19 protein-coding genes are annotated in these 20,830 nt (G+C 62.8%); 15 read left to right on the top strand and 4 right to left on the bottom strand.

Annotated elements, in window-relative coordinates; translation table 11 throughout:
- Window positions 1–5 precede the first annotated feature (5 nt).
- Window positions 6–719 carry a ribonuclease PH gene (gene rph, locus V1286_RS34505; RefSeq protein ID WP_334487628.1) on the bottom strand — a complete coding sequence of 238 codons (714 nt, stop codon included), beginning with the start codon at window positions 717–719 and terminating at the stop codon, window positions 6–8.
- Between the two features lie 154 nt (window positions 720–873).
- Between rph and hrcA the strand changes: the two genes are divergently transcribed.
- Both hrcA and grpE read left to right on the top strand, forming a co-directional pair.
- Window positions 874–1,962 carry a heat-inducible transcriptional repressor HrcA gene (gene hrcA / locus V1286_RS34500; protein WP_334487625.1) on the top strand — a complete coding sequence of 363 codons (1,089 nt, stop codon included), beginning with the start codon at window positions 874–876 and terminating at the stop codon, window positions 1,960–1,962.
- A 110-nt stretch (window positions 1,963–2,072) separates the two neighbouring features.
- Window positions 2,073–2,687: a nucleotide exchange factor GrpE gene (gene grpE, locus V1286_RS34495; protein ID WP_334487623.1), complete on the top strand. Its 615-nt coding sequence runs from the start codon at window positions 2,073–2,075 to the stop codon at window positions 2,685–2,687.
- A 182-nt stretch (window positions 2,688–2,869) separates the two neighbouring features.
- Here grpE and pncA read toward each other — a convergent pair whose 3' ends face one another.
- Both pncA and V1286_RS34485 read right to left on the bottom strand, forming a co-directional pair.
- Entirely contained in the window at window positions 2,870–3,583 is a 714-nt protein-coding gene (gene pncA, locus V1286_RS34490) for a bifunctional nicotinamidase/pyrazinamidase (protein WP_334487621.1), read from the bottom strand.
- Between the two features lie 99 nt (window positions 3,584–3,682).
- A complete protein-coding gene (locus V1286_RS34485; protein ID WP_334487619.1) occupies window positions 3,683–4,645 on the bottom strand; it encodes a hypothetical protein in 963 nt (320 codons plus the stop codon).
- A gap of 594 nt (window positions 4,646–5,239) precedes the next feature.
- On the opposite strand from V1286_RS34485, the gene dnaK reads away from it, so the two are divergent.
- From dnaK to V1286_RS34420, 13 genes are all read left to right on the top strand, one after another.
- Window positions 5,240–7,141, top strand: a complete 1,902-nt coding sequence (gene dnaK, locus V1286_RS34480; protein WP_108520022.1) for a molecular chaperone DnaK — start codon at window positions 5,240–5,242, stop codon at window positions 7,139–7,141.
- Window positions 7,142–7,274: 133 nt separating this feature from the next.
- Window positions 7,275–8,405, top strand: a complete 1,131-nt coding sequence (gene dnaJ, locus V1286_RS34475; protein WP_334487614.1) for a molecular chaperone DnaJ — start codon at window positions 7,275–7,277, stop codon at window positions 8,403–8,405.
- Window positions 8,406–8,615: 210 nt separating this feature from the next.
- On the top strand, window positions 8,616–9,218 hold the full coding sequence (locus tag V1286_RS34470) for a class I SAM-dependent methyltransferase (RefSeq protein ID WP_334487611.1): 603 nt from the start codon (window positions 8,616–8,618) through the stop codon (window positions 9,216–9,218).
- Between the two features lie 51 nt (window positions 9,219–9,269).
- The gene (locus tag V1286_RS34465) at window positions 9,270–9,848 is read left to right on the top strand and encodes an NADPH-dependent FMN reductase (RefSeq protein WP_334487608.1); all 579 of its coding nucleotides are present in this window, start codon (window positions 9,270–9,272) and stop codon (window positions 9,846–9,848) included.
- Window positions 9,849–9,854: 6 nt separating this feature from the next.
- Entirely contained in the window at window positions 9,855–10,565 is a 711-nt protein-coding gene (gene pyrF / locus V1286_RS34460; RefSeq protein ID WP_334487604.1) for an orotidine-5'-phosphate decarboxylase, read from the top strand.
- A gap of 33 nt (window positions 10,566–10,598) precedes the next feature.
- Complete coding sequence (locus V1286_RS34455; RefSeq protein ID WP_334487601.1) at window positions 10,599–10,901, top strand: DUF1330 domain-containing protein; 303 nt, start codon at window positions 10,599–10,601, stop codon at window positions 10,899–10,901.
- A gap of 376 nt (window positions 10,902–11,277) precedes the next feature.
- Window positions 11,278–12,582, top strand: coding sequence for a calcium-binding protein (locus V1286_RS34450; protein WP_334487599.1), 1,305 nt, complete (start codon window positions 11,278–11,280; stop codon window positions 12,580–12,582).
- Between the two features lie 159 nt (window positions 12,583–12,741).
- Window positions 12,742–14,433: a type I secretion system permease/ATPase gene (locus V1286_RS34445; RefSeq protein ID WP_334487596.1), complete on the top strand. Its 1,692-nt coding sequence runs from the start codon at window positions 12,742–12,744 to the stop codon at window positions 14,431–14,433.
- A complete protein-coding gene (locus V1286_RS34440) occupies window positions 14,430–15,764 on the top strand; it encodes an HlyD family type I secretion periplasmic adaptor subunit (RefSeq protein ID WP_334487594.1) in 1,335 nt (444 codons plus the stop codon). Before V1286_RS34445 ends, V1286_RS34440 begins: the two co-directional genes overlap by 4 nt.
- Window positions 15,765–15,809: 45 nt before the next feature.
- Window positions 15,810–17,042 carry a helix-turn-helix transcriptional regulator gene (locus V1286_RS34435; RefSeq protein WP_334487591.1) on the top strand — a complete coding sequence of 411 codons (1,233 nt, stop codon included), beginning with the start codon at window positions 15,810–15,812 and terminating at the stop codon, window positions 17,040–17,042.
- Window positions 17,043–17,107: 65 nt separating this feature from the next.
- Window positions 17,108–18,082: a M23 family metallopeptidase gene (locus V1286_RS34430; protein WP_334487588.1), complete on the top strand. Its 975-nt coding sequence runs from the start codon at window positions 17,108–17,110 to the stop codon at window positions 18,080–18,082.
- 206 nt (window positions 18,083–18,288) lie between these two features.
- Window positions 18,289–19,104, top strand: a complete 816-nt coding sequence (gene dapB, locus V1286_RS34425; protein WP_334487585.1) for a 4-hydroxy-tetrahydrodipicolinate reductase — start codon at window positions 18,289–18,291, stop codon at window positions 19,102–19,104.
- 26 nt (window positions 19,105–19,130) lie between these two features.
- The gene (locus tag V1286_RS34420; protein ID WP_334487583.1) at window positions 19,131–19,754 is read left to right on the top strand and encodes a 2,3-bisphosphoglycerate-dependent phosphoglycerate mutase; all 624 of its coding nucleotides are present in this window, start codon (window positions 19,131–19,133) and stop codon (window positions 19,752–19,754) included.
- Between the two features lie 104 nt (window positions 19,755–19,858).
- Here V1286_RS34420 and V1286_RS34415 read toward each other — a convergent pair whose 3' ends face one another.
- Window positions 19,859–20,755 carry a bifunctional helix-turn-helix domain-containing protein/methylated-DNA--[protein]-cysteine S-methyltransferase gene (locus V1286_RS34415; protein ID WP_334490105.1) on the bottom strand — a complete coding sequence of 299 codons (897 nt, stop codon included), beginning with the start codon at window positions 20,753–20,755 and terminating at the stop codon, window positions 19,859–19,861.
- Between the last annotated feature and the right edge of the window lie 75 nt (window positions 20,756–20,830).

The raw sequence follows: 20,830 nt of genomic DNA, 5'->3' as shown, positions 1-20,830 counted from the left end.
TCAGACTACGCGACGGCCAGCTTCTGCAAGTCCACCAGACGCGCGACACCCTTGCGCGCCAGTTCCATCAGCGCGAGGAACTCGTCCTGCGAGAACGGCGTCTTCTCGGCGGTGCCCTGCACCTCGATGATGCGGCCGTCGCCGGTCATGACGAAATTGGCGTCGGTCTCGGCCTCGGAATCCTCGGCATAGTCGAGGTCGAGCACCGGCGTGCCCTGATAGATGCCGCAGGAGATCGCGGCGACATTGTCGCGCAGAACGTTCATTTTCAGCATGTTGCGGCTCTTCATCCACGCGATGCAGTCGGCCAGCGCCACCCAGGCGCCGGTGATCGAGGCGGTGCGGGTGCCGCCATCGGCCTGGATCACGTCGCAATCGACCGTGATCTGGCGCTCGCCCAGAGCTTCGAGGTCGACAGCTGCGCGCAAGCTGCGGCCGATCAGCCGCTGGATTTCGACGGTGCGGCCGCCCTGCTTTCCGGCGGCGGCCTCGCGGCGGGTGCGTTCCAGGGTGGCGCGCGGCAGCATGCCATATTCGGCGGTGACCCAGCCGCGGCCCTGGCCCTTCAGCCACGGCGGCAGCCGTTCTTCCAGGGTGGCGGTGACCAGCACATGGGTGTCGCCGAATTTCACCATGCAGGAACCTTCGGCATATTTGACCACGCCGCGTTCCAGCGACACGGGGCGCAGCTCATCGGGCGCACGGCGGCTTGGCCGCATGGGAAATCCTTTCGAAATCGAGCGAAAACTGGTTCGCGGTGCTTGTAGGTGGGGGCGTGGGCAGCGGCAAGGGCTTTTGGCCGCGTTGGCGGGGAAAGGGATGCTTGTCATTGGCCCGCCGGAGCGACAAATTAGGGGTCCAAGGAGTTAAGCCGTGGCCCACCACGATCCGATTGGCCTGATCGCACCGCATGCCGGGCTTGCCCAGCTCAACGAGCGTTCGCGCGACATTTTTCGTCAAATCGTCGAGAGTTATCTCGCCACCGGCGACCCCGTCGGCTCGCGCAACATTTCTCGCCTGATCGCGGTGCCGCTGTCGCCGGCTTCCGTCCGCAACGTCATGTCGGACCTCGAAGCGCTCGGGCTGATCTATGCGCCGCATACCTCGGCAGGGCGGCTGCCGACCGAACTCGGCCTGCGCTTCTTCGTCGACGCGCTGATGCAGGTCGGTGACCTCACCGAACCCGAGCGGGAATCGATCCAGAGCCAGCTTGCGTCCGTCGGGCGCGCGCAATCGGTCGAGGCGGCGCTGGGTGAAGCGTTGACGCGGTTGTCCGGCCTGACGCGGGCCGCGGCCGTGGTGCTGACCGCCAAATCCAATTCGCGGCTAAAACACATCGAGTTCGTCCGGCTCGAGCCGGAGCGTGCGCTGGTGGTGCTGGTCGGCGAAGACGGCCAGGTCGAAAACCGCGTGCTGACGCTGCCGCCCGGCGTTCCTTCCTCGGCGCTGACGGAGGCGACCAATTTCCTCAATGCGCGGATTCGCGGCCGCACGCTCGCCGAAGCGCGGCTCGAGCTCGAAACCGCGCTGACGCAGAGCCGCGCCGAACTCGACCAATTGACGCAGAAGGTGATCGCGGCCGGCATCGCGAGCTGGTCCGGCGGCGACAATGACGACCGCCAATTGATCGTGCGCGGCCACGCCAATTTGCTCGAAGACCTGCATGCGCTGGAGGATCTCGAACGCGTCAAGTCGCTGTTCGACGATCTCGAGACCAAGCGCGGCGTGATCGATCTGTTGGGCCGGGCCGAGCGCGCCGAAGGCGTCAGGATTTTCATCGGATCGGAGAACAAGCTGTTTTCGCTGTCCGGTTCCTCCACCATCATCGCCCCCTATGGCGACGCCGCGGGCCGCATCGTCGGCGTTCTCGGCGTGATCGGGCCGACGCGGCTGAACTATGCAAGGGTGATTCCGACCGTGGACTACGCCGCCCGGATCGTCAGCCGGATGCTGGGTGGCTAATCCGCCCCGGATGGGGCGGCTGGTTATGCTTGATTTTCGGCCCCTAAAGCACGATATCCCGCCTAGCAAATCCCCATCGAACCAGATGCGTTTTTTGAGAAGGCAGTCTTATGACCGATCCCAACCGGCCGAGTGACGACGAGCTGAAGCAGGCCCAGACCGGCGAGCCCGTGGTCTCAAAACCCTACATCATGCCCGACGATCCCGAGGAAGGGTCGAATGAGGCCCTGACCAAGGAACTGGCCGAGACGCGCGACAAGATGCTGCGCACGCTGGCGGAAATGGAAAATTTGCGCCAGCGCACCAGGCGCGAGGTGGCCGATTCCAAGATGTATGGAATCACCGGGTTTGCGCGCGACATTCTCGATATCGCCGACAATCTGCAGCGCGCGCTCGACGCGATCCCGGCCGAGGCCAGGGAAACCGCCGATCCCGGCATCAAGGCCTTCATCGAGGGCGTCGAGCTGACCGAGCGTTCGCTGCTCAACACGCTGGAGAAGAACGGCGTCAAGAAGTTCGATCCGTCGGGCGAGAAGTTTGATCCGAATTTCCAGCAGGCGATGTACGAAGTGCCTGACCCGTCCGTCCCGTCCGGGACCGTGGTCCAGGTCGTGCAGGCCGGCTTCATGATCGGCGAGCGCGTGCTGCGCCCGGCGCTGGTCGCCGTCTCCAAGGGCGGCGCCAAGGCCGCGCCGGCCAACAACGAACCGAACAGCGCGGCGTAACTAGACCCTCATGGTGAGGAGGCGCGCAAGCGCCGTCTCCGGACGATACTATGCATCGCCGGGCGAACCATGCGGCCCAACTTGGGCCTTCATCCTTCGAGACGCGCGCAGGCGCGCTCCTCCAGCGACGAGCGCAATGGCGCTCGCGCAGGGATGAGGGTTTGGCAGTTTGTTTTCCGCCTCTAAGCCGCGATATCGTCCGACTTGATGCGCTTGACGCCGGCCTTGGTCATGTCGGCCCAGGCCTTTGCGAGCGAGCCCTGGGTGTCGATGCCGCGGCAGGCGTCTTCGATCACATAGGTTTCAAAACCCGCCTTGCGCGCGTCGAGCGCGCTCCATGCCACGCAGAAGTCGGTGGCGAGGCCGGCGAGGAACACCCGCTTCACCCTGCGCGCCTTCAGGTAAGCGGCGAGCCCCGTCGTGGTCTTGCCGTCAGCCTCGGTGAAGGCCGAATAGCTGTCGACGTTCTTGTTGAAACCCTTGCGGATGACGAGCCCGGCATGCGGGATCGCGAGGTCCTTCGACAGCGACGCCCCCTCGGTGCCCTGCACGCAATGGTCGGGCCACAGCACCTGCTTGCCGTAGGGGAGATTAACGGTTTCGAACGGCTTCTTGCCGGAATGGGTGGAGGCGAACGAGACGTGGCCCGCGGTGTGCCAGTCCTGCGTCATCACCACATTGGCAAAACCCTTGGCGATGCGGTTGATGATGGGCACGACCTGCTCGCCGTCTTTGACCGCGAGGCTGCCGCCCGGCAGGAAGCAGTTTTGCACGTCGATGACGAGCAGCGCGGATGCTTCGTCGGGCTTGATCGGCGCCGCCCAAAGCGCCGATGGAACGAGGGCAGCGACCGACGTCGCGCCGAGACCTGTCAGAACCAGCCTGCGAGTAAACATGGTGCGTCTCCCCGGTTATGAACCCGACCGGGGAGAAGGCTAGTTCCATGTGTGTACAAACGAAAGCCCGAAGTTTCGGCGCGCTTGCAAATTTCCGGATCAGGTTCGCGGATGGATTCCGTCGCGCACCGCGCGGAAGCGCGGAAAGGCCTTGGTCCAGTCGTTGCGCGGCGAAGAGCCGATGATGCGCATCGAGCTCTGGGAGCCGAACCGCACCCACTGCACGATGGTAACAGGCGTATTATCCTTGCCGCTGGTGGCGTCGATCCGCGTCTCGTAGCCGGGCTGGCCATCGATGCGGACCGGCTCCGACATCGTGATCCTGCCGTCGCGCACGCCGGGAATGGTGGTTGCGATCTGCTGGGCGAAACGGCCGCGATCATCGGGGGACGCCGCCGTCGAGCCGATCAGGCCGATGATCATGAAGGGCGCGACTTCGAAGCCGGTCTTTTCGTCGCCGTCGGAGAGAATGAGAGCTGCGCCCGGCGCCAGCGTGCGGATGTTCTTGAAGCTCGAGAGCTCGCTCATCTTGAACGGCATCATTCCGAGCTGCTCCTCGACCGGAACCTCGTTGCGGATCACGGCGGAAGCAAACATCTGGCGGATGGCGTCGTCGGTATAGATCTTGGAGGCGTTCTCCGGCACCTGCACGGCGACATAGCCGGAGAAGGTAGGGCCGGGCAGGATCATCGAATAGCGGCGCACATTGCCGGCGCCGTCCTTGGCGTTTTCCTTGCCGTTTTCGACGGTGTAATAGGCGAGCCCCGCCGCAGTCTCGATGCTCTCCGGCTTGATGCCGCCGGCGCCGCCCGGGTTGGCCTTGAAGGCATTGGCGACCTCGCCATAGGCCTCGGCGGGAAGGTCCGTGACCAGCACCTTGACGCCGTGGTCCTCGGTCTCGAAGCCGATGAACGCTCTCGCCTTGTTGAGGCCGACCAGTGGCGTCATGCCCACCCTGGCGCCCGGCGGGAAGACCGGGTCGGCGGCGAACGCGGAAGAGAATACGGTAGAGTTGGCGGCAACGGTCAGGGCAATCGCAGCGAAATATCGAAGTAGCTTCATGGAGCATCTACCGGGTTTGCATGGGGCCGTTCAGTGGGGCCGACGATGCAGCTAGGAATCTCTAGTGGAATTTTGGAGTCTTGCGGTCACGACAGGGGTCGTTCCAGTCGGCCCGCTTTTAGCGGTTTTGATGTCCCTGCAACAGGGCAGGGTAGGGGTCCGTTCCATCGTTACATTCCGATATGTCGGCCTTTTTGCAGGATTTTGCCCGGTATCCGAGCTCTTTTTGAGGCGCTTCCAGCGGCCAAATACCGCGTCCCCTGACGCGGTCGGCCGGGCCCCCGCGGGCGGGAAGATGCCGCTTCGTTGCGCACCGCGTCAGTAGTGCGCGCAGCGAGGCGGCCTTGGTCGAGCGGCCTTGCCGATTTCTTAACACCTCCTGAGGCGCCGCCCCGCCCCGCCCCGGGCTGACACAATCTTTCAAACGTCAGCCTTTTCAGGCCCTAAGCTTGCGTTCGGTCCTTGCAGGGTCGACCCCCCCTCCTATATGAGGCTCACCGTCGCAATATCGCGAGTAATTGATCGTTGGGGGTTCGGTTAGGTGCGCCGTCCAGGGCCCAGCCAACCTGCCGCAACAAGAAGGATATGAGGACCATGGGAAAGGTCATTGGGATCGATCTCGGCACCACGAATTCGTGCGTCGCCGTAATGGATGGCAAGACTGCAAAAGTCATCGAGAACGCGGAAGGCATGCGCACGACGCCTTCGATCGTTGCCGTCACCGATGACGGCGAGCGCCTCGTCGGCCAGCCCGCCAAGCGTCAGGCGGTGACCAATCCCGAGCGAACGTTCTTCGCAGTGAAGCGCCTGATCGGCCGCCGCTACGACGACCCGATGGTCGAGAAGGACAAGAAGCTCGTCCCGTACAAGATCGTCAAGGCATCGAACGGCGACGCCTGGGTCGAGGCCGACGGCAAGACCTATTCGCCCTCGCAGGTCTCCGCCTTCATCCTGCAGAAGATGAAAGAGACCGCGGAAGCCCATCTCGGCCAGAAGGTCGAGCAGGCGGTCATCACCGTTCCAGCCTATTTCAACGACGCGCAGCGTCAGGCCACCAAGGACGCCGGCAAGATCGCCGGCCTCGAAGTACTGCGCATCATCAACGAGCCGACGGCGGCTGCGCTCGCCTACGGTCTCGACAAATCGAAATCCGGCACCATCGCGGTCTACGACCTCGGCGGCGGCACCTTCGACGTCTCGATTCTGGAAATCGGCGACGGCGTGTTCGAGGTGAAGTCCACCAACGGCGATACCTTCCTCGGCGGTGAAGACTTCGACATGCGCCTCGTCAGCTATCTCGCCGACGAGTTCCAGAAGGAGCAGGGCATCAACCTGCGCAACGACAAGCTGGCCTTGCAGCGCCTGAAAGAGGCCGCGGAAAAGGCCAAGATCGAATTGTCCTCGACCACGCAGACCGAAATCAACCTGCCCTTCATCACGGCCGACCAGACCGGGCCGAAGCATCTGACGATGAAGCTGACCCGCGCCAAGTTCGAGGCGCTGGTCGACGATCTCGTCCAGAAGACCATCGAGCCCTGCCGCAAGGCGCTGAAGGATGCGGGCCTCACGGCGGCCGAAATCGGCGAAGTGGTGCTGGTCGGCGGCATGACCCGCATGCCCAAAGTGCAGGAAGTCGTGAAGCAGTTGTTCGGCAAGGAGCCGCACAAGGGCGTCAACCCGGATGAAGTCGTCGCCATCGGTGCGGCGATCCAGGCCGGCGTGCTGCAGGGCGACGTCAAGGACGTGCTGCTGCTCGACGTTACCCCGCTTTCGCTCGGCATCGAGACGCTGGGCGGCGTGTTCACCCGCATCATTGACCGCAACACCACGATCCCGACCAAGAAGAGCCAGGTGTTCTCGACCGCCGAGGATAACCAGAACGCGGTCACCATCCGCGTCTTCCAGGGCGAGCGCGAGATGGCGGCCGACAACAAGGTGCTCGGTCAGTTCGACCTGATGGGCATTCCGCCGTCGCCGCGCGGCATGCCGCAGATCGAGGTGACGTTCGACATCGACGCCAACGGCATCGTCAACGTATCGGCCAGGGACAAGGCGACCGGCAAGGAGCAGCAGATCCGGATCCAGGCGTCCGGCGGCCTGTCGGAAGCCGACATCCAGAAGATGGTCAAGGACGCCGAGGCCAATGCGGCCGAGGACAAGAAGCGCCGCGAGGCGGTCGACGCCAAGAACCATGCCGATGCGCTGGTGCATTCCACCGAGAAGGCGCTGGCCGAGCACGGTTCGAAGGTCGAGGAAAGCGAGCGCCGCGCCATCGAGGACGCCGTCAGCGATTTGAAGGAAGCGCTGAAGGGCGACGACGCCGAGGCGATCAAGGCCAAGACCAATACGCTGGCGCAGACTTCGATGAAGCTCGGCGAGGCCATGTACAAGCAGCAGGCCGAAGCCGACGCCAAGAAGGATGCGGCCAAGGATGACGTGGTCGACGCGGAGTTCACCGAGGTCGACGACGACAAGAACAACAAGAAGTCGGCATAAGCGGGCTTTCGATCATGACCCTCATCCGAAAGAGCGCGCGGCTGGCGTTCGATGGGTGGGGGTCATTTTTCTTTAAGCTGAAGGCGGCATCTTTGGGTGTGCCTTCGGCGTGAAGTTCGGGCGGGTCTGACTGATGTCCACCAAGCGCTGCTATTACGAAACCCTGGAAGTCGATCGGAACGCGGACGAGTCGAAGCTCAAGGCGGCGTTCCGCAAGCTCGCGATGAAATGGCATCCGGACAAGAATCCGGGCGACGCCACCAGCGAGGTGAAGTTCAAGGAAATCAACGAAGCCTACGAAGTCCTCAAGGACGGCGACAAGCGCGCCGCCTATGACCGCTACGGCCATGCCGCGTTCGAGCAGGGCATGGGCGGCGGCGGCCCCGGTTTCGGCGCCGGCTTCGCCTCGTCATTCTCCGATATTTTCGAAGACCTGTTCGGTATGGCCGGGCAGCGGCGCAGCGGTGGACGCGAGCGCGGCGCCGACCTGCGCTACAACATGGAAATCACGCTGGAGGAAGCCTACTTCGGCAAGACCGCGCAGATCGAGATTCCGGTCTCGGTCACCTGCGAATCCTGCTCGGGCACCGGTGCCAAGGCCGGCACCAAGCCGAAGACCTGTTCGATGTGCGGCGGCGCCGGCCGCGTGCGCCAGGCGCAGGGCTTCTTCACGCTGGAGCGGACCTGCCCGGGCTGTCAGGGCCGCGGCCAGATGATCGAGGACGCCTGCCCGAATTGCTCTGGCTCGGGACGCGTGACGCGCGACCGCACGCTGTCGGTCAACATCCCCCAGGGCGTCGAGGACGGCACCCGCATCCGTCTGGCCGGCGAAGGCGAGGCCGGCGTCCGCGGCGGGCCGCCCGGCGATCTCTATATTTTCCTGTCGCTGGCCACCCACGAATTCTTCCAGCGCGACGGCGCCGATCTGCATTGCCGGGTTCCGATCTCGATGGTCGCAGCTGCGCTCGGCGGCGAATTCGAGGTCCCGACCATCGACAAGGGCAAGACCAGGGTGAAAGTGCCGGCCGGGACGCAATCCGGCCGCCGCTTCCGCATTGCATCAAAGGGCATGCCGGTGCTCCGCTCGCGCCAGACCGGCGACATGTATGTCCAGGTCATGGTCGAAACGCCGCAGAATCTGACTAAGAAGCAGCAGGAACTGCTCGCGGAGTTCGAAAAATTGTCGTCCGGCGCCACCCAGCCGGAAGCGGCGGGCTTCTTCACCAAGGTCAAGGACTTCTTCGGCAACCGCGCGGGCTCCTGAGCCTGCGCGCACGCGCGGCTGCGCGAAGCGCAGTTCTCGCACCGCAGTCATGATTCATTCAGCTTGCACAGGGTCTTATCGCGGGATCGTGGGCACTTTGGCGCGGCTGACACGTTACCGTTTGGCTTGACCATATCGCCGTCGACCTATACGTGTTTATGACCGTTTTCTGACATTCCCGCTCGTTAGCGGGTCCCGCCTGGTAGCGACATGCCTTTGCAATCGTCCGTGCGTGCGTTGAAGAAGCCTCTCCGTCTCGACGATGAGGTTCGCTTCCTTCGTTCATGGATCGAAAAGCCGCTGCACATGGGCGCGGTGATGCCGTCGAGCAAGCTGCTCGCCCGGACCATGGCGCAATATGTCGACGTCGAGTCCAAAGGACCGGTGATCGAACTGGGCCCCGGCACCGGCGCGATCACCAACGCGCTGATCGAACATGGCGTCGACCAGAAGCGGCTGGTGCTGGTCGAATACAATCCCGGCTTCTGCGCGCTGCTGCGCGACCGTTATCCGCAGGCCAAGGTGGTGCAGGGCGACGCCTATGCGTTGCGCGCCTCGCTTGACGACGTGCTGGATGCACCGGCCTCCGCCGTGGTCTCCGGCCTGCCACTCGTGACCAAACCGATGCTGACGCGCCTGAAACTGATCCGCGACGCCTTCATGGCGCTCGCGCCCGGCGCCCCTTTCGTGCAGTTCACCTATTCGGTCGCGCCGCCGATCCCGAAATCGCTGCCGGGCGTGTCCACAGAAGCCTCCGAGCGGATCTGGATGAATCTTCCGCCCGCGCGGGTCTGGGTTTATCGCAAGGGCTGATACCTGCTACGTATTCGCGTTGGCAGGGTTGCCCCGAATACGAATTCAAATATGTCCGCACTGAAAATCCTCGTGATCCCGGGATCGCTCCGATCAGGCTCGCTCAATGCGAAGCTGGCCGCCGTTGCCGCGCATGCGCTGGCGCGGGAGGGCGCCGAAATCACCCGCATCTCGCTATCAGACTTTCCGCTGCCGATCTATGACGGCGACCTGCAGGCCAAATCGGGCGTACCGAAGCACGCGGTCAATTTGAAGCGGATGATGGCGGCTCACCATGGCGTGCTGATCGTGACGCCGGAGTACAATTCCTCGGTGCCGGCGCTGGTGAAAAATACCATCGACTGGGTGAGCCGGGTGCAGGACGTGCACGAGACCCGCGGGCAGGTGTTTCGCGAGCGGGTGTTTGCGATCGCGTCTGCCTCCGGCGGGCGGCTCGGCGGCGCCCGTGCGCTGGCCGCGCTGCGGCTGATCCTGTCGGCCTGCCATGCCCAGGTGATCCCGAACCAGCTCGCGCTGCCGTTTGCCGACGATGCCTATGACGAGATGGAACGCCTGAAGAATGCCGCCGACAGCGATGCGCTGAAAGCGCTGGTGCGGCAGTTGATCGACATTTCCCAACGCATGATGTGAGGTGACATGCAGCCAGCCGTTATCGCGCCGAAAGACCGCTTGATCGTCGCGCTCGATTTGCCCGGGGTGACCGAGGCGGAAGCGATGATTGCGCGGCTCGGCGACAGCGTGAGTTTCTACAAGATCGGCTATCAACTCGGCTATGCCGGCGGATTGCCGCTGGCGCAGCAATTGGCGAAATCAGGCAAGAAAGTCTTTCTCGATCTCAAGCTGCACGACATCGGCAACACGGTGGCGCGCGGCGTCGAGAGCGTGGCAAAACTCGGCGCGACTTTCCTCACCGTGCACGCCTATCCGCAGACCATGAAGGCGGCGGTCGAGGCGCGCGTCGGATCGGGCTTGAAAATTCTCGCCGTCACCGTGCTGACGTCGTATGACGACGGCGACCTGCATGCAGCGGGCTATCGACTCAACGTCTCCGACCTGGTCGAAGCGCGCGCGCAGCAAGCGAAGGTGCTCGGCGTCGACGGCCTCGTCAGCTCGCCGGAGGAGGCGGCCAGCTTACGCAAGATCGTCGGCCACCAGATGAACCTGGTGACACCAGGCATCCGCCCGGCGGGAACCGCGACCGGCGACCAGAAGCGCATCATGACGCCAGCGCGGGCGATCGCAGCCGGCGCGGACTATCTGGTGGTCGGGCGGCCGGTGACCGAAGCCGCCGACCCGAAGGCGGCGGCGGATGCCATTCAGGCGGAGATCAAGCAGGCGTTGGCATAGTCAAACCAGTGAATCAAGAAACGGGAGAGTGAGATGGCGAAGGGATACTGGATCGGTCGCGTCGATGTCAGCAATGAGGAGGGCTACAAGCCCTACATGGCGGCCAATCCGGCCATCTTCCAAAAATTCGGCGGCCGCTTCATCGTGCGCGGCGGCAAGTTCACCGCGGTAGAGGGTCAAAGCCGCTCGCGCAACGTCGTGATCGAATTCGACAGCTACGAGGCCGCGCTGGCCTGCTACAATTCGCCGGAATACCAGGCCAACATCAAGGTGCGCCAGCCGCACTCAATCGCCGATCTCATCGTCATCGAAGGCTATGACAGCCCGCAGCCATGAGCGCTGGTTGAAGCCTCGCTGTCGGGTAGCCGACATACGGAGATCTCATCGCATCAAGAAATATGTGCGAATGTTTCCGGCGGTGCTTGCCAGTTGGCGCTAATCGAAAAAAAGCAAATAGCTGACGTCAATTTCCGCAGTGAATGCGTGGCCTGCGGGCCATGTGTTTGCTAACGCGCATTTCTTTTGTCCCCAAATGGGGATTGCGATGCCGCATAGCCTTAATCCAAGGTTGCTTCCATCGTACCCCAACATCGATCGTGGAGCCCACATCGATCGTAACGGGATCGGGTCAAGTACAAACACAAATCCGACGTGCATGACGGGCCGCAAGCCGACCCGCCTGGCGGACGGCTATGCGTGAAGGAGTAGGTTCATGGCACTTATCGATGGAACAGCAGGCAATGATGTATTAGTTGGCACGCCAGATCCCGACGAGATCAACGGTCTGCAAGGCGATGACACCATAACCGGTTTGGCTGGTGCCGACCTTGTCAATGGCGGTGCAGGTGACGACGATATCGATGGCGGCGCCGACAACGACATCCTGAACGGCAATGCCGGCATCGATACGATCGCCGGCGGCGATGGCGACGACGAAATCAACGGCGGCGCGGGAGATGATTTGCTGTCAGGGAACGCCGGCGTCGACACGATCCACGGTAACGCGGGCGACGACAGTATCGACGGCGGAGCCGATAACGATGTGCTCGATGGTGACGCCGGTGACGACACCATCCTCGGCGGAGCTGGTGATGACACCATAAACGGCGGCGCGGGCGTCGATACCCTCTCTGGTGAAGCCGGCAATGATACGCTGAATGGGAATGCCGGCGACGACACATTGAACGGCGGCGACGGCGATGACACGCTCAACGGCAACGTTGGCGATGATACCCTGAACGGCGATGCAGGAATCGACACGCTGAATGGCGGTCTCGGCAACGACACGCTCAACGGCGGCGCGGATGACGATATCCTGAACGGCGGTGTCGGCAACGACACGCTGAACGGGGAAGCTGGCAACGACACGCTCAATGGCGGCGCAGATGACGATATCCTGAACGGCGGCGTCGGTGACGACATCATGTTCGGCAACGCCGGCGATGACACCATGGACGGTGGTGACGGCAATGACGCGATGTCCGGCGGCGCCGGTGCGGACGAACTTGCCGGTGGCGCAGGCGACGATCTGCTGGAAGGCGATGCCGGAGATGATACGCTGGCGGGCGGTGCCGGTGTCGATTTGCTCAATGGCGGGGACGGAGACGATAGCCTCTCCGGCGACGCAGGCAACGACGTCCTGAACGGTAACGCGGGCGACGATGAGTTGGACGGCGGCAACGGTGCCGACGTACTTAACGGCGGTCTCGGCGACGATATGCAGACAGGCGGTGCAGGCACCGACACGCACAATTTCGGCGACAACACTGCCACCAACTTCGGCGATGATGAAGTCACCGATCTGAGCTTTGCTGACGGCGATGAAGTCAACGTCGATGCCGATCCGGCGTTCGATCCGACCACCATTGTGGTGGTCGACGACGGCGCCAACACGACGCTCGACTTCGGCTTCGGGACCATCACGCTCGACGGCGTTACGGGTGGCGCCGGAACGGAATTCGCGTCGATCGACGACATCAACACTGCCGCAGGTTATGCGGCTATCGAAGTCGTCTAACATCCAATTCAGCGGGGCGGCTGCCGGGCCGCCCCGCTCCGGCCTTCTGCAGTACTCAGTTAGTGATAGTGCCGGCCACTCATGTATTTGCGTAATCGTTGTGAAACCTCAGCGTCTGCTCAAAGGTCGCTGCTTGGATTGATTCCGGGACGATCCGCGTTGGCGTGGATCGCCGCCTTTAGCGTGTCCATCAACGTGCTGCTTCTGGTCCTGCCCCTCTATTCCATTGAAGTGTTCGATCGAGTGATCAGCAGCGGCAGCGTCGAAACGCTTGTCGGCCTTACTATCATCGCTGCAACCGCCCTTGTCTTCGGCGCGGCGTTCGACACCCTGCGCAGCCGGCTGCTCAGTCGCTTCGCCGTCAGATTCGAGCGGCATCTCGCTCCCATTGTGCTCGAAAGCACGATCGTTGATGCCACCAACCGCGGCGACGGCAGGACGCACGATCTTGCCAGGGTGCGCGAGTTGAGGACGTTCCTGTCCAGCACAACGGTTGTAGCGCTGCTCGACGCTCCCTTTCTTCCAGCATTCATTCTCATCCTCTTCTTTCTGCATCCCTGGTACGGCGTGATCGCGCTGATCGGAACGGCAATTCTGCTCGCCATGGGCATCGCGAGCCGCTGGATTGCCCGCGCCGAAATCGCACAGGCGTACCAGGCCGCACAGAAGACCCAGGCTACTCTTGACGGAATTGTCCGGCATTCCGCCCTGGTGCGCGCGATGGGCTGGACCAGAGGTGCGATTCGCGAATTCATGGACCTCAACGACCAGGCCTTGTCGCCTGTGGTTCGAGCCAGCGAGCGGGTTTATGCCATCGGCGCGGTGGCGCGCATGGTCAGAACGATATTGCAGGTTGCCGCAATCGCCGCTGGTGCCTGGCTCGTGCTTCAGAACGAAGTGCTGGCGGGCAGTCTGATTGCGAGCTCGATCCTGATCGCCCGCACACTGCAGCCGATGGAGGGCCTGATCTCGGCATGGCGCGCTCTTGCATCCGCGCACGAGGCCTGGAAGCAGGTTCAGGCAGCCGCAGCTCCGATGCTTGTTCGAGAGAGGCGTACGCTGCTGCCGTCCCCCTCCGGGAGGATCGAAGTGAAGCGGGTGACCTATCGGATGGCCACGGCGCAGCGTCCGATCCTCGCAGGCGTCACATTTGAGTGCCAGCCTTCCGAGATTGTTGTCGTCATCGGCCCAACTGGCGCTGGAAAATCGACCTTGCTGCGTCTGATGGCTGGGCTGGAACGACCGAACGGCGGCACGATCCGGCTGGACAGCGCAGCCCTGCACGACTGGGACCCCGAGCAGCTTGGGCAGTTTGTTGGCTATCTTCCTCAGGAAGTGCAGCTGCTGGGCGGCACCGTGGCCGAAGCCATCGCCGGCTTTGACGACCAAGCGCGGGATGAGGACATCGTGGCGGCGGCCATGCTCGCGCAGGCGCATGAGATGATCCTGTCTCTGCCGGCCGGCTACCAGACCGAGATAGGACGCGACGGTAACAAGCTTTCTGGTGGTCAGCGCCAGCGTATTGGTCTTGCCCGCGCGTTCTTTGGCAATCGCAAATTGATCCTGCTGGATGAGCCGAATTCCAATCTCGACCCGGACGGCGAGAAAGCACTGTGCTCCGCCATTGAGCTGGCGAAAGCGCGCGGCGCGACGCTGGTGATTGTCACCCATCGGCCCCGGCTATTGACCATCGCCGATGCTGTGCTCCTCTTGAGGGATGGCGCGCAGCTCGCCTTCGGGCCGCCTGCTGAAGTTCTTCGCCTGCCTGTCACTTCATCCGTATCGAAGCCGCACGTAATCCGGCGTCAAGCGGAACCTCAGAAACTGACCGTGAGGGGAACTCCTCGATGACCCAGGGGCCGGATTATCCAGCCGTCGTTTCCCGCAAGGAACGACCGCGATCCGATATAGGGCGGATCATCGGATGGGGATGTGTGCTGCTCATTCTGCAATTTTGCGGCTTCGGCGTGTGGGCCACGACGGTTCCGCTTCGCGGCGCCGTTGTGGCGCCAGGCGTCATAAAGGTTCATTCGAAGCGCAAGGCAGTCCAGCATCTCGAGGGAGGGATAATAAAGTCAATTCACATCAGGGAAAACGATCAGGTCAAGACCGGCCAGCTCATCGCGCGGCTCGACACCACGCAGATCGAAGCAACCCTCGGTTCGCTCGAGACTAAATATTTTGCGGCTCTCGCGATGGAAGCGCGGCTGGCGGCGGAACAGACCCGCGCCGAATCGATCCTGTTCCCCGACGAACTGAAGCAGAACGTGAGCCATGCGTCGGCTCGAATTGCCATGCAGACACAGGAAGCCGAGTTTGCAGCACGGCTGGCCGCGATCGAGAACGAGCGTAAGATGATCGATCAGCAGATGCTGCAGTTGACGGACTCGATCCGAGGCCTCGAAAGCAACACCAAAGGTGTCGAGCAACAACTCAAGCTATTGCAAGAAGAGATAGCTGATACGAGCTACCTTCTGGCAAAGGGCCTCGCCCGAAAGCCACGCGTGCTGGCCTTGAAACGAGCCGAAGCGGAGGCCAGCGGACAGATTGCCCGCAACTCGGCATCGGTGGCGGAGATGAGAGGCAAAATGGCGGAGCTGGAGGACAGGCGTCGGCAGCTCGGCTTCAATCAGAATCAGGAAACCGCCAAGCAGCAGCATGCGACGAGCGAGGCCATTGGCGATCTTCGACATCGAATTGCCGCGTTGCGCGATCAGCTTGGCCGGTCTGAATTGCGCGCCCCAGAGAGCGGAAAGATCGTCGGCCTCAACAGCAGGGATCTCAGCGCCGTGCTTGCACCCCGCGAAACCCTCCTGGAAATAGTTCCGACGGAAGATCGACTTGTCATCGAAGCGTCATTGAAGCCAATGGATCGGGAAGAAGTTCATGCCGGACAGACCGCGCGCGTGCGTGTTCACGCGCTGAATATTCGTCGTCGGCCCATGCTCGCTGGAAAAGTCGTGGCCGTGGCGGCAGACGCGCTGACCGACGCCAAGAGTGGCGTTACCTCTTACATGGCGGAAGTGGAGCTCGATATCAACGCGCCGACATCCTCGTATCTTTCGTCATTACTGCCCGGAATGCCCGTTGAAATATTTGTTGAAACGGGAGAACGAACTTTCGCGCAGTATCTACTGCAGCCGATGGAACTACGCATCGACCGCGCGTTTAGGGAGCATTAGACCGCCGGCATGAGTCCGGCTGCACCAATATTGCGGGAGGCGCCCATGCATGAGAGCAGCAAAGCATTACCTTTCAGGCAGAGTCGATTTCGCGTCAATCACGCTGAGCGCGGCGAGCCTTTTCAGGACGCCGACGAGCCGTATATAGGACAGGCTGCGGAGCAGGGTCGAAACCAAAGTGCGATGGAATACTTTGGCAAGGCTGTTGCCGAGCTTTTCGATTGCAAGAGTTGCTACGTCGCGGTCATGTCGTGCGCGGGCGGGTCGGAGATTGAAGAGTTCCGGATCGGACACGCCACAATCGATCCGTCATGCTCCACGACCGTCGCGCGAATTGCCCGCAAGGGCGCTGGCGCCGATTGCTCTCTTCTCGAACCCGTAAACGCGCGCACCGCTTTTGTGCGGAAGTTGATCGGCTCCGAGCCAGGAACAAATAGTCATTCCGTCATAGGGAGGTTTTCCTCTCGCGACAGGTCAACCATAGTGTTTGTCGCGGGATGGCGGCAGACTGCGCTCGCTCGGGCCGAAATCCCCTGTCTCGCGCGCGCGGTGCGCACGGTTTGGGAAACCGCGCATTCCCTTGCTCAGCGGTCACCGGATCGGCATCCAGACGCAGAAACATGGCTGGAAAAGCTGGCTTTTCCCGCCCTCGTTGTTGACGAAGACCTGCATGTTCATGAGGTCAATCAGGGTGGACGGGCGCTGCTGGCAAAGGGCGACCTTATCAGGGTGGATGGCGGCAGACTGGTAGGGTCCAGCGGACTGGTGACCGAGAATTTGAAGGAGGCAATCCGGGAGGCGTTGGCCCCGCGGCCCGGTCAGGTCTGGCTGAACACAACGGTGCCTCTCTCGACGGAACGCCAGCAGTTTGCCTTCGCCAAGATCGGCGCCGCACCAACGCATTGCGACGCGCAAAAAGCGTTGGTCATCGTGCCGCAATTCGATGAAGTGCTGGGGGCGCACCGTATTGCCTCGGCCTTCGGCCTGAACTGGGCCGAAGAGCGGATCATTGCCCGGATTCTTCAGTTCCAAAGTCCACGGGACATCGGTGCCGACCTGCGGTTGACCGAGGCAACTGTCAGAACCTACACCAAGCGCATCATGCTTAAACTGGGGATCAATCGGCAGGCAGAGTTCTTTCTGCTCTATCATCTCACGCAATCGCCGTTCGGCGCCGGGACACGCGACAAGGCCGTCGGCGCAGCGTCCTCGGATTGCCGGTTGAACGGCGACAGTGAGGTTGACCTTTGCACGGCCGGCCGGCGGCCGCTGGACTGATGCTCAAGCCACTTACGATGGCTCGGGAATCTATGCGCCGAGCGGCTTTTTCTCGGACTTTTGCCTTGGCGGCGACACTTGGCCTTTCTTCTGGCCTTTCTTCCGAGGTGATCGCCCAGAGCATTCAATTGGGGATGCCAATCGCCTGCGAACCTGGCCGCACCTGCTACATCCAGAATTATATTGATGCCGATCCGTCAGCGTCAGCGCGAGACTTCAAGTGCGGCACCCTGACGTATGACGGCCATAACGGGACTGACTTTCGCTTGCCGTCACTGGCGTCGCAAAGGGCAGGCGTGGAAGTGCTCGCTTCCGCGAGTGGCCGCGTTCTTCGCACACGAGGCGATGCGCCGGACGGCGCCTTTAGCAAATCGGCGCGCGAAGCCGTTCGCGATGTCGAATGCGGCAATGGCGTTGTGATCGAACATGCGGAGCACTGGGAAACCCAGTATTGCCATATGGCCAGCGGCAGCCTGGCGGTGAAGCCCGGCGACGTGGTCAAGGGCGGGCAGCCGCTTGGCCGCGTAGGTCTTTCAGGACTGACCGAATATCCTCATCTGCATTTCACGGTCAGGCACAATGGGGCGGTCGTCGATCCTTTCGCCTATGGCGCTGCCGCCGGCTCATGCGGTAGTGGCGAACCGCTATGGCACCCCGCGCTTCACGCGCAACTCGCCTATCAGGAGCGAGCCGTTCTAAACGCCGGCTTCGCGAGCGGTCCGGTGACGATGGAATCCATCGAGGATGGAAGCGCGGACAAGGAAGTGCCGTCCACCGGCGCAGCGGCGATTGTCGCTTTTATTCGTGTTATCGGCCTGAAGACGGGCGACGCACAACAACTTGCGATCAAGGACCCGCTCGGAAACGTCATCGCCGAAAATCGAGCCCCACAACTTCAGGCGAACAAGGCGCAGTTCATGCTGTTTACCGGCAAAAAGCGTCCGGCGACCGGCTGGGATCGTGGCACCTACAAGGCCACGTATGTTGTCGAGCGCGACGGCCGGGTCGTCCTGAAGAAAGATATGGAACTCACCCTCTAGCAGCGAGGGGCGGCCGGTCTCCGGGGCATCTGGTTCGATCCGGCGGACAGGGCGCCGACAATACGGATCATCGTCGGATCGAAATGTCCGGGACAGGATCGCTGTCCTGCTTGCCCCCTCGCTCGTCCGGGGCCCCGGTCCGCATGGCCGCCTGATTGGTTGCCGGAACGGCCTCGTCCCGCTATAGGGCGTAAAGAGGTGAAACCATGGCCGATATGCGATTGATCGTTGCGGGGGCCGGCGGCCGGATGGGCCGCGCGCTGGTGCGCGTCATTTCGGAGACGCCGGGCGCGGTGTTGACCGGTGCGCTGGAAGCGCCGGGCTCGGAACTTTTGGGCAAGGATGCCGGCGTGCTCGCCGGCCTGCCGGAGAACGGCGTCAAACTCTCGGCCGACCTGTGGACCCTGTCGGCCAATGCCGACGGCATTCTGGATTTCACCGTCCCTGCGGCGACCATTGCCAATGTTGCGATTGCCGCCCAGCGCGGGCTCGTGCACATCGTCGGAACCACCGGCCTGTCGGCATCAGACATGGCGGTGATCAAGAGTGTTACCGAGCGCGCGGTGGTGGTGCAGTCAGGCAATATGAGCCTCGGCATCAATCTGCTCGCTGCGCTGGTCAAGCGCGTCGCGCAGTCGCTGGACGAAAGCTTCGACATCGAAATCGTCGAAATGCACCACAAGGCCAAGATCGACGCGCCGTCGGGCACCGCCTTCCTGCTCGGCGAGGCCGCTGCCGCCGGCCGCGGCGTCGACCTGCACGCGCGCTCCGCACGAGGCCGCGACGGACATACCGGCGCGCGCCGGCCGGGCGATATCGGCTTTGCCGCGCTGCGCGGCGGTACCGTTGTTGGCGATCACAGCGTGATCTTCGCCGGCTCCATGGAGCGCATCGAACTGACCCATCGTGCGGAAGACCGGACGATGTTCGCGCAAGGTGCGGTGAAAGCCGCGCTGTGGGCGCACGGCAGGAAGCCGGGCTTCTATACGATGACCGACGTGCTCGGGCTTGCCGACTTCTAGAAATCGAACAACGGAAAATCCACCCAATGAGCGAACGTCTTCTTGTGCTCGTGCGTCACGGGCAGAGCGAATGGAATCTGAAAAACCTGTTCACCGGCTGGAAGGACCCTGACCTCACCGAACAGGGCATTACTGAGGCCAAGGAGGCCGGCCGCAAACTGAAGGCGCAAGGGTTGACGTTCGACGTTGCCTTTACCTCGGACCTGACGCGCGCCCAGCATACGCTGAAACTGATGCTCGCCGAGATCGGGCAGACCGGACTGCCGACGACGAAGGACCTCGCGCTCAACGAACGCGATTACGGCGACCTCTCCGGGCTCAACAAGGATGACGCCCGCAAGAAATGGGGCGAGGACCAGGTGCTGGTCTGGCGCCGCTCCTACGACGTGCCGCCGCCCGGTGGCGAAAGCCTGAAGGACACGCTGGCGCGCGCGCTGCCGTATTACGTGCAGGAGATTTTGCCCGGCGTGCTGCGCGGACAGCGCACGCTGATCGCCGCCCACGGCAATTCGCTGCGCGCGCTGATCATGGTGCTGGAGAAGCTCACGCCCGAGCAGATTTTGAAACGCGAACTCGCAACCGGCGTGCCGGTGATCTACCGGCTCAATGCGGATTCGACGGTGGCGACGAAGGTCGATCTGGCGGCTTGAGTTCGGGCGTGCAGGGTGGGCAAAGGCGCGTTAGCGCCGTGCCCACCATCTATCCCGACGACGACTGAATGGTGGGCACGCTTCGCTTTGCCCACTCTACGAAGTCAATGCAATCCCACCTGTCCCGCTTCCCAGCCCAGCATCGCCTGCTTGCGCGTGATGCCCCAGTGATAGCCGGTCAGCGCGCCGCCCTTGCCGAGCGCGCGGTGGCAGGGCACCACGAACGACACCGGATTTCTTCCGACCGCGGCGCCGACAGCGCGCGAGGCTTTCGGGTTCTTGATCTTGTTCGCGATGTCGGAATAGCAGACCGCGCGGCCCATCGGAATTTTCAGCAGCGTCTCCCACACCCGCACCTCGAAATCGGTGCCGATCAGGACCACGCGGAGCGGCTGGTCCGGCCGCCAAAGCCGCGTATCGAAGATGCGTTGCGCGAGGTCAGTGGTGCCGTCGTGGTCCTCGACATAGGTCGCGTTGGGCCAGCGCCGCTTCATGTCGGCAAACGCCGTCGGTTCCTCGCCGGGATCGGCGAAGGCAAGCCCCGCCAGTCCGCGGTCGCTGGCGATCACGATCGCGGTGCCGAATGGGCAAGCGTGGAATCCGTAGCGCAGCGTCATGCCGGCGCCGCCATTCTTCCATTCGCCCGGCGACATCGCTTCATGGGTGACAAAGAGGTCATGCAGCCGGCCCGGGCCCGAGAGCCCTGAATCGAGCGCGGCATCGAGCACGCTGGCGGAATCGCGCAGCAAGCCTTTCGCATGGTCCAGGGTGAGCGCCTGCATAAATGCCTTTGGCGTCAGCCCGGCCCAGCGGCGGAACAGATGGTGCAGCTCATCCGGCGTCACGGCGGCAGCGTCCGCCATCAACTCGATGGTCGGCTGCGTGCGCCAGTGCTCGGAGATGAAGGCGATGGCGCGGCGCACGGAGTCGTAGTCGCGGAGCGCGGCGCTCTGGTGGCCTGGCCTGGCCAAGCGTTGGTCATGTATGGCTGATATCATCATGGGGTCTGATTTAGGGCTCATGCGCGGTCCAAACCACCCGATTTCTGACAACGTAGCGTTTTCGAGCGAAGTGGG

It is taken from the genome of Bradyrhizobium algeriense (genome assembly GCF_036924595.1).
Lineage (GTDB): Bacteria > Pseudomonadota > Alphaproteobacteria > Rhizobiales > Xanthobacteraceae > Bradyrhizobium > Bradyrhizobium algeriense.
This window is presented reverse-complemented; position numbering and strand designations above follow the sequence as displayed.

Coding starts and splice junctions, on each gene's coding strand:
- rph (WP_334487628.1), bottom strand. CDS start 719: ATGCGGCCAAGCCGCCGTGCGCCCGATGAGCTGCGCCCCGTGTCGCTG.
- grpE (WP_334487623.1), top strand. CDS start 2,073: ATGACCGATCCCAACCGGCCGAGTGACGACGAGCTGAAGCAGGCCCAG.
- pncA (WP_334487621.1), bottom strand. CDS start 3,583: ATGTTTACTCGCAGGCTGGTTCTGACAGGTCTCGGCGCGACGTCGGTC.
- V1286_RS34485 (WP_334487619.1), bottom strand. CDS start 4,645: ATGAAGCTACTTCGATATTTCGCTGCGATTGCCCTGACCGTTGCCGCC.
- dnaK (WP_108520022.1), top strand. CDS start 5,240: ATGGGAAAGGTCATTGGGATCGATCTCGGCACCACGAATTCGTGCGTC.
- dnaJ (WP_334487614.1), top strand. CDS start 7,275: ATGTCCACCAAGCGCTGCTATTACGAAACCCTGGAAGTCGATCGGAAC.
- V1286_RS34470 (WP_334487611.1), top strand. CDS start 8,616: ATGCCTTTGCAATCGTCCGTGCGTGCGTTGAAGAAGCCTCTCCGTCTC.
- V1286_RS34465 (WP_334487608.1), top strand. CDS start 9,270: ATGTCCGCACTGAAAATCCTCGTGATCCCGGGATCGCTCCGATCAGGC.
- pyrF (WP_334487604.1), top strand. CDS start 9,855: ATGCAGCCAGCCGTTATCGCGCCGAAAGACCGCTTGATCGTCGCGCTC.
- V1286_RS34455 (WP_334487601.1), top strand. CDS start 10,599: ATGGCGAAGGGATACTGGATCGGTCGCGTCGATGTCAGCAATGAGGAG.
- V1286_RS34450 (WP_334487599.1), top strand. CDS start 11,278: ATGGCACTTATCGATGGAACAGCAGGCAATGATGTATTAGTTGGCACG.
- V1286_RS34440 (WP_334487594.1), top strand. CDS start 14,430: ATGACCCAGGGGCCGGATTATCCAGCCGTCGTTTCCCGCAAGGAACGA.
- V1286_RS34435 (WP_334487591.1), top strand. CDS start 15,810: ATGCATGAGAGCAGCAAAGCATTACCTTTCAGGCAGAGTCGATTTCGC.
- dapB (WP_334487585.1), top strand. CDS start 18,289: ATGGCCGATATGCGATTGATCGTTGCGGGGGCCGGCGGCCGGATGGGC.
- V1286_RS34420 (WP_334487583.1), top strand. CDS start 19,131: ATGAGCGAACGTCTTCTTGTGCTCGTGCGTCACGGGCAGAGCGAATGG.
- V1286_RS34415 (WP_334490105.1), bottom strand. CDS start 20,755: ATGATGATATCAGCCATACATGACCAACGCTTGGCCAGGCCAGGCCAC.